The sequence below is a fragment of the Rhizobium sp. BK289 genome, from assembly GCF_014193575.1.
GTDB classification, from domain to species: domain Bacteria; phylum Pseudomonadota; class Alphaproteobacteria; order Rhizobiales; family Rhizobiaceae; genus Rhizobium; species Rhizobium tropici_C.
The window spans coordinates 126,869-135,158 of sequence record NZ_JACHZO010000018.1 but is presented as its reverse complement, the minus strand read 5'-3'; the positions used below and the strand labels follow the sequence as shown (position 1 = coordinate 135,158).

Genomic DNA, 8,290 nt, shown 5'->3' with positions numbered 1-8,290 from the left:
ATAGCCGCGCTCTCAAACCACCATCCACCACAACGATGTCCTCACTGCCGTATCAGGTTCCTAATGACCCCAAATTCAATTCTGCCAAAGTAGTGTTAGGACGTGTTGCTCACCTGAACTTAGCTCGCTGAATGGAAAAAGGCTGCCATGTTTATGAAAGCATAGGCCAAAATTTCCCAATATCCGGAAGCGACGGCCAATCTCCAAAACCTCAATAATATGGTCGATATCGTTTTCGGAATGAGCCAAAGTGGGGAACAGCTCGAACATGAAGCTGACGCCACTCCGAACGCGTAAGGGCGTGCCATTGTAGCCGCTTCGCAACTCATTTATGAACGGCCATAGCCGCCCCAGTTCGTGAATAATCTCGCCGAGGTTCGTTTCCAGCTTAGAGGTTGCAGGCCCCCTTCGCCGCGCGATCCAACTAAGCGCGTGATCGATAAAGATTTTTTCCGTTTCTGCATAGGCAAGTGACTTAGACTCGACGGCAACTTGCCCAAAAACCGGAAGGCGCAATTCTAAGCTTTCGAACCAATTCCCTTCCAAATTTGCTATCGATCCATTTTTGATGACATTTAAAAAGTCAAAGAAGGTTCCACTTTCAATTGAACCTGTTGACGTCATATTTCCGGCTTGCCGTAGCCCAAGGTAATGGTAGAATTCATGGTCGCCCCGCGTTGCGTACCTGAATTTGTCAATTGGAAGATGAGCAATCGCGAGGACTTTATCCGGCAGCTGCAGGTCGCTTACGTCGACTTGAAAGCCATTTTTCCAGATTTGAGTCTTCTTCTCTTGTCTTAGCGTCTCCCAACATGTTCCATCTAGCCAGTAGGTGAGCCTGGTATTGGAATCGATCTCATCAGTTAGAAGCGTTTCGGATCGGGCAGGGTGTTTTGGTGGGGGAGCCAGCCTTTGCGCAGTATCTTGGTTCTTCCCGTCCGAGGCGAGGTGGGTTTCCCGGATATTCCAAAGCGCCGTTAGTTCGTCGACAATCGACGCAAGCACTCTGCTTTTTCCAGATCCGTTGGGGCCGATTATAATCGAAGCTTTGGGTCCCTCGTCAATGTCCTGGTTGATGAAAAGCGGCACGTCGCTGCGACCAACTGAATAGCGTACGATATGGAAGCCGGGCTTTGCTGTTTGATATTCCATAACTATCCGCCTTTGCTAGGAACTCAAAAATTAGAATCGAAGAAGTTGACTGCTACAATCAAGAGTAAAAACGCAAGGCCTAAAGGCATTCTGGTACGACAAATGGCCGGGAGGAGGCCCTGGACCGTGTCGATGACGTGGATCACCACATCGCGATCCTCGGCGAAGTCGTAAAAAGGTACATCCAGCGCGAAGAGAAATTGTTGGATGCCGCGAGTCCGGTTGAGACGATGATGAATGCCCTTAGACAATGAGTACATGCGCAGATGGATCAGCTATTTTGCAGGAGTTGCACAAGTTCTTGATGGTGCGGAAAGTCTTGGAGGGCAGTCTGAATTAGAGACTTGCGCGTTATGTCATGACCGCCGCCGCCTTGTCGGATTGCCCGCAACGCCGCAAACCAATTGGCGCGTCCGGTTCCGGACAACCGAAGACGGGAGATGTCACCTCCTGCACGAGCCCAAATTTCTTGGTCCAGCGGGCCGGCGGGATATAGATCGGCAAGGACTTCCTCGAACTGCCGCCAGGTTTCATTGGGTGTTGCTATCAGGAAGGCCTCGATGCTCTTTGCACCACCCCGATCAAGTGCAACGGGAAAATTATCCTCTAAATCGCTGGCTTTAAATATTGGATGTTGACGACCCGGCGCGGCGGCCCGAACCTTCTCGGCGACATGATTGAAAACTTCGAAAATCCGGATGAACCCGTCGCCATGGGTGTGTGCGCCACCGCGTAGGGCGCCGAGCAGATGCTCGGTGAAAAGACTGTTAGCGGCGCTGTTGAAAATTAGCGAAGTCTCCGACGCCCGAGACGACGCGATGAAAACGCGACCGCTGCCCTGCGCTAAGCGATCTAGCGATTTCTCACTGAAACCTAGTTCGGGAGGATCATCGCCTCCTTTGAAGGCGCCGGCCGCTCCTGCATGGCAGGCATCGATGAAAACGACAAGGCGTTTGGCCTTGATCTGCGCAAGCGCCGCGGAAAATTCGGGCTCGTGTAGAACACTCGCAGAGAGATTCGCCGGGTTGCAATCCACGGGTACCAAAGCGCTAAATGGGTTTGCAGGATCACCAATGCGCACACCGTGTCCCGAGAAGTAGATTGCAGCTGTATCCGATTCCTTGGTGCGGCCAGCCAGCGCGGCCAGTTCTTTCCGGATCCTTTGAAGAGTTGCGTCGCCGTCTTCTAGCAGGGTGACGTTATTCGGGTCATAACCGCAGTGCGTAGCCGATGTGAGTACGGACTTCATCTCTCGTACATCATTGATCACCGCAGAAGGCAGGGCGCGCACTTGTGGATAGGCGGCGATACCAATAAGCAAGGCGTGCCCTTCGATGAAACCATCCTGTCTAGCGATGTAGTCTGAATCTCGGTCGATCATAGTCACCTGCATTCACTGTTATCGATGTGCGCCCAGGTCGGAATCATTGGCAAGATAGCGAACTTGATCATTCAACGGAAAATCGCGTTTCATTTCACTGAGCAGCCGACTTGATCGCGGTCCCTTTCCTCGGCGAATCTGGGAGATTGCGTCTCGCCATCGAGACCGTCCGTTGCCGAAGGTCTGCAAATCCCAATTTCTCCCGCCCGCCCGATCCCATAACTCATTATGATCTGGCCCGGACGGGTAAAGATCGGCTGCAAGCTCCTCGAAGACCGTCCACTTTTCATCGGCCGTCACTGCGGAAAGATTGAGCGACCACCGCGTGAAGATGCCAATCATCTCATGGCAGATTCGCAGCGCCGGTTTGATGTCCGCTCGTCCAGCACGCGCGAAATCAAGCAACTGATCCACAACCTGCCGCCAGCGGCGACCTAAAACCAGTCTGCCAAGGCTTTCGGCATCCGCCGGCGTCAGCTCATGACGAGCTACAGAGGGTTCTTGCAGCCATTGCAGGAAGCGGAGCTCTTCAAAAAGTGGCAAAGCGGCGACAATCGAAAACACGGTCCGCGTACGCGTCCTCGCCATGGTGCGCAGAGTGCGATATAGGCGATTGTCAGCAATGATCGCAGCTTCAAGCTCGGGATCGGGCGTAAAAGGGATGTCTCCGGTCGAAGCCTGTTCGAGCCAGCCCGCAGCCGTAGCGCTCAGAAAATTTGTCCGAGCCACCGCCGCGAGGTGTGGCCACACTTCTGACCGACGTGGATAGTCACAAAGGTCAGCGATAGGTGTGGTGGAAAGGGTGGTTAGAAGCTTTGCGCTAACTGGCTTCCCATCAAGCATATTTTGTATGATTGCGATCAGTGCCTCTTGCGGATCGGCCGGGCCACGCCAGGCTTCGCCATTGAGACTAATCGCATGCGCCCAGATTTCTTGCCCAAGGGGAGACGTCACCTCGGTTTCCTTCAAGAGCTCGGGCTGCCGTGCCACTTCCTCCGCCGCGATGCTCAACACACGCATGTTGGCGCTGTCGAACGCGATTTCGATTACTTGCTCCGGTGTCGCGCGGCGCAGGGCAGCCCGGAGACCATCAAGATTGGCGGAAGCCTGGTCAATCGACAGCTGTTGTCGGAGGGCATCGCGCGGCTCAAGACTGGCTCCCGCTGCCGTTCCGAAGAGCCGAGGCCAGCTCTTGAATCTCGAGATGGCCATGACCGCCTGGCCGGCGGGACCGGAGACTTCTGCGGGAACGGCACTTATTAGTTTGCTTTCCAGACTTTTGTCCTGCGGCAGGCGTTCGGCGAGCTTCGTGAGCAGCGCTGGTCGAGCATGCACCCAACGCCAAAAGGCGGCTGAGAACGCAGAAGAGTTCGACCGAGATGCAGATGTGATCCCATCGAGCACGGCATCTCGCCATGGTTTTATGGCTGCCGAATCCGACAAAGCATCGTCAATTGCAGATAGCATGCTCGAATCGTCAGTAGACACAAATGCGTTGTCCCGGACTAAGGTCTCCAAAGTTGCCCAGAGTCTGGCGGTGGTCTCTAGCCCGGGAGCGCTTAGATTCCTGAGCAGCAGAACGTCGTCGGCTTTAGCAAGCCTCAAACGAGAATTCAAACTGTCAACTAGCTTCGACTTTCCGGCCGAGCCGATCTTTGGATCAGGCGACAATCGGTCCACAAGACGGACGGCCGATACGCAATCGCTGAAGCTCGGGTGCTGCGCGGAACTTATTTCGTAGGCTCGTTCGAGCGGTGGCAATTCGTTGAAATGTCCGAGACGTGCGCCGATGTCGCGCGCGAAGGACAGGATCGGATCCGCGTGGGCGTCGCCGCTAAGAATTGCAGCCGCCCGCGATGGGGAGACGGTTGAAACCGATGGCTCAACCATGCGATGGCCGGCCCAGCGGGACGAGAGAGCCGTTGGCGTGCAAACCAACGACGGCTTGGGCGACTCGACGACATCGTGAGGGCTGAAGCTTAGCCGAAACGCAAAGCTGACGCGCAGCTCAGGCCAAAGGCGATACCAGAGTGCAGCCACCAAATCCTCGAAGCCGGCCGTGCCAAGGCGAACGACTGGACCGGTGCCACGCGCGGTCAGCGCTGTTGATGTCGCGACTAGATCGATGGCGCTACTCGGCGACTCGGTCGAGGCGGATATGTCTTGTGTGTTCAGTGCATCCGGTTGCTTAGGGCTCGTGATCAAAAGGGAAAACAGAGGTCGAACGTCTGCGGTCACTGCGAGCTCCGCAAGCGGAATGATCAAGGCGTGTGAAATGACCATACCGGCTCGGCTCGCCGCGGGATCTGCAAAGGTCCTAGCTAGAATGTAGCTATCGGCATAGGGGAAACCGCTGACATAAGGCGACCAATCGACACCCGGCGGCGCCGTGTCCGGAAGATCCAAGCGCGAGGTCAACTCGGCCGGCAGGCTGCTGGAGGTGCTGGCGGCACGGAGCGCATGGCCGCCCCGAACTTCGCCATAGATCGCTTGCTCGACTTTCACCGGTCACTCCACCTAGGGTGTGTCGGCAATGAGGTGCCGAATTGGCAGTGTAAGGTCGTCGGAGTGCTGCCCATTAGGAAGAACGACGTACCCGAACTGCTCAGGTCCGCGCGCAACATATTCAGCATCAGGATGGCGCGGGCTCAATGGTCGCCCGAGCGCCGACAAGCCCATTATGCTTGTTTCTGCCCAGGTGCTTTTCAGGAAGCTGGAGAACATGGGAAGGTGTTGTTCCAAGGCGTTGCCGGGCTGTTTATCGGTGCCCAACTCGTCCCAACAGGTCAATAGCAGACAGAGCCGCGGGTTTGCCAACGGCTTCGTGCTGATCGCACCTCGTATATATAGCAGCATCTGAAGAAGTTCGATCAGTCGCGCCTGATCGGAGATTTGAACCTCGCGATTTTCGGAACCAGTTGTCTTGAGGTTGCTCAAGGGGCGGGAAAAGATATCGTCATTGACTCGAGTATGCTGCAGCCGAACCAACAGAAGCCACCCTGGTGCAGAAATAACCCGCTTGCGCCATGGTGAAGGAATACGGCGCGTCGATGACATGGCCTTGATCTGTTCGCCACCGTAATCTGGCCAAATCAGTTCGGCTTTTCGTCCTTTCGAATCGGCCACCGGCCATATGCTGTCAACATAGGTGGTAGTCGGCGTGTGTCCCGCCGCCATGCCTTCATTGAGGTGCTCCATCGCGGCCTCGAATGGCTCAAGGTTGGTCGCAGCGCCATCCATACGGAGTTGCCCATCGCCCTTTATCAGCCGCTTGAGCAGTTGAGCGCCATAGTGCGTTTTGCCAACGTCCGATTCTCCGATAAGAAGGATTGAGTTAACCTCGTCGGCCATTATCACCTCGCACCGAAAACGAAGACAGGGTCCGAACTCGTCGCGTTGCTGGGAGGCAAGGAAACGCGTTTTCGCCGAGTATCGAGGGTCCAGCCAAGCAGTTCCAGGAAACCCTGACCCTCATCTGAGGCCCCATCAGTCCCGGGCGCTATGCTGACGGAAAATTCCATCGCGTCAGGCATAGCCCCGAGAACGGCATCACGCACTGCCTTTTCCATCTCAGGCGCGATGGCCACATCAGATTTGGTCCAAACCAGCGCCACCGGGCGCCCACTCCGTTCCGCCGCCAAACGATGTGCGAGGAGCTGAAGCGAACCCCGCGCCGACCCTCGGTTTTGACCTGAAAGAGCCTCTCGATCGGCTATCAACAGAAATACATCTGCATGTTCTGCGACCCACCGAGCGCCTTCACTGTCCAAGCCGTCGCGGTTCAGAGCCCATTTTTGATACCATTCTCCTGGCGCGTCGGCGAAGAGGTACTCGCGAAACTCGCCGGCGCTGTCCCTGAACGCAAGATGAAGGAGTCCAGGGGCCCGACCCCCACGACTGGACGTATGTGGGGGGAAGGAAGGCTGACGGCCTGGCGTCCAGCGGAATGTGCCGGCCACGGCTTCCCACCCGGCCAGTGAGTAGGAGCCCGCGAAGCGCCGTGCCGGAGCCACCAATCCACGGCCTATCAGCAAATACCAGGCGGCAAGCAACGTGGTTTTTCCGGCGTTCTGTGGCCCGGCGACGCCGACTATTAGCGGTTTAGTTCGTCCGGCAATAAATCCTGCGTCAACGAGACCAAGTGCGCTTCCCGACCAGGGCAACAGAACCTCGTCGCCCGTTGAATTTGTTTGTTCCGCCTCGGCTTGATGCTGGGCTTTCCACGCCGGACACTTTGAAAAGTCCAAATGACCCAAGTCGCACGTGCTTTCGGGTGCAAAGCAGGATGAACGCGAGCATTCTGTCATCAGGGTTTGCGTCCCCGTTTCTTTGTTTCAGCCAACTCCTTCGTCGCTCTGGCGGCCTGCAGCTCCCTGAATAGCCACGTCGCCCATTCAGGGATAGTTAGTTGGGCGATGGCTGGAACGCCAACCCTCTCGCGAAATTTGGCGTCCTGTGGCAGTGATGGCTGAGTTTCATAGCCAAGCAGTGCCAGTACCGGGCCACGTCCAATGGACTCCGGAACGAGGTACTTTGCGGCGTCACGAAGTATGGCCAATTCCGGTGAGGCGATTGCATCGTTTATAAGATCGCGTATTGATTGCCTGTTCTCCGGGTCCAGGGCAGGCAAGGTCAGTACCGCTTCCTGGAGAAATGCCGCGACGCTCGCCGGTGAGAATGTGGGCACTTGTTGATAGAGATCAAACGCCATCAACGCAGCCGCTGTGGCCGCAGGCATTCCACGATAGCTTGCTCGTGCGCTCGGTGAGAACAGGCTTTCCTTCCACCAGATCAGGTTGGTGCGTCTTTGCAGCCCGGCTGTTGCGCCGCTGACCGCTTTCAACATTCCTTCCACATAGGTGGACATCGCCTGCGTCAGACTGTTCAAGGGGGCGGACAAATCGACTGGAGCTATGCCATTGTCCTTAGCTACCGCGGCGAGTGCTTCAGCGAGAAGATCAGTAAGTTTTGGCGCGAATTGCTGCGACCAAGCTTGACCTTGATTGGGCCAATACTGGTTTCCACTGGTTGCTTGTCCAGCCGCGTTGTTCGGACCCACCGCGGCGTCGATCTTGCTTGCGAGATTAGCTTTGTTGATCGTGGTCGGCGTCGATGTAATCGTGATCGGATCCAGAGCCGGCAGCGTAAACGCAGGAACGCTGATCGCCTCTGGAGTCGCCCATTCGGCTTCTGCACGGGCGTCGACCCTATGCTCCACATCCGCGACTACATCGGACCATATACTGCGCTCGTGCCCGGCTTCCATGAAGGTTAACGCGTTACGGGCAGATGCTACCAAGGAAACCCCGACGCTATCTTCCTCGGCAGCAGCCTGCGTTAGGGCTTCGAGCAAAATCGCGCGGATCACCGTGATCGGCGTTCCCGAAAAGGTATTCAGATAAGTGGCCCATCGACTTTGAAGCGCTTCGAGAGTCTCCCCGATAACGGGATCCTCAGGCGGAGCTTCTGGGTCGAAGGCGATCAGAGCGAACGAGGCTGCTTTGGACGGTGACTTCTTCAATGATGCAGCTAGATCGCCGGCTGTCTCCTTCAACCTTTCAAGTTTGGCGTCGTCACCACCGACGTTAACGAGGCCCGCCCGAAGAAAGCGTATAAGTATATCGGCAGCCACACAGTCCTCCGTACAAATTCTTTGCCGCTCCAGAATCTGATAATCGAATTGTGCGGTTAGGCAGGCAGACAAGCACAAATCGCGAACATCTGCAACCTGGGAATGATTACTTATCAACCGCTCAA

Annotated in this window: 6 protein-coding genes; all 6 read right to left on the bottom strand. The window is 56.1% G+C overall.

All coding sequences use genetic code 11. From position 1 onward, the window contains the following. Positions 1-75: 75 nt before the first annotated feature. Positions 76-1,152: a hypothetical protein gene (locus FHT84_RS27310; protein WP_183764980.1), complete on the bottom strand. Its 1,077-nt coding sequence runs from the start codon at positions 1,150-1,152 to the stop codon at positions 76-78. Between the two features lie 271 nt (positions 1,153-1,423). Then, on the bottom strand, positions 1,424-2,533 hold the full coding sequence (locus FHT84_RS27305; RefSeq protein WP_183764983.1) for a caspase family protein: 1,110 nt from the start codon (positions 2,531-2,533) through the stop codon (positions 1,424-1,426). Between the two features lie 18 nt (positions 2,534-2,551). Continuing rightward, positions 2,552-5,038 carry an effector-associated domain EAD1-containing protein gene (locus tag FHT84_RS31785; RefSeq protein ID WP_183764986.1) on the bottom strand — a complete coding sequence of 829 codons (2,487 nt, stop codon included), beginning with the start codon at positions 5,036-5,038 and terminating at the stop codon, positions 2,552-2,554. Between the two features lie 12 nt (positions 5,039-5,050). After that, positions 5,051-5,884, bottom strand: coding sequence for a hypothetical protein (locus tag FHT84_RS27295; RefSeq protein WP_183764988.1), 834 nt, complete (start codon positions 5,882-5,884; stop codon positions 5,051-5,053). Between the two features lie 2 nt (positions 5,885-5,886). Beyond that, entirely contained in the window at positions 5,887-6,840 is a 954-nt protein-coding gene (locus FHT84_RS31570; RefSeq protein WP_246698643.1) for a hypothetical protein, read from the bottom strand. Continuing rightward, positions 6,840-8,165: a GTPase-associated system all-helical protein GASH gene (locus FHT84_RS27290; protein ID WP_183764990.1), complete on the bottom strand. Its 1,326-nt coding sequence runs from the start codon at positions 8,163-8,165 to the stop codon at positions 6,840-6,842. Before FHT84_RS27290 ends, FHT84_RS31570 begins: the two co-directional genes overlap by 1 nt. Between the last annotated feature and the right edge of the window lie 125 nt (positions 8,166-8,290).

What these genes read in the sequence shown, in the direction of transcription:
- FHT84_RS27310 (WP_183764980.1), bottom strand. Translation starts at nt 1,152, where the DNA reads ATGGAATATCAAACAGCAAAGCCCGGCTTCCATATCGTACGCTATTCA.
- FHT84_RS27305 (WP_183764983.1), bottom strand. Translation starts at nt 2,533, where the DNA reads ATGATCGACCGAGATTCAGACTACATCGCTAGACAGGATGGTTTCATC.
- FHT84_RS27295 (WP_183764988.1), bottom strand. Translation starts at nt 5,884, where the DNA reads ATGGCCGACGAGGTTAACTCAATCCTTCTTATCGGAGAATCGGACGTT.
- FHT84_RS31570 (WP_246698643.1), bottom strand. Translation starts at nt 6,840, where the DNA reads ATGACAGAATGCTCGCGTTCATCCTGCTTTGCACCCGAAAGCACGTGC.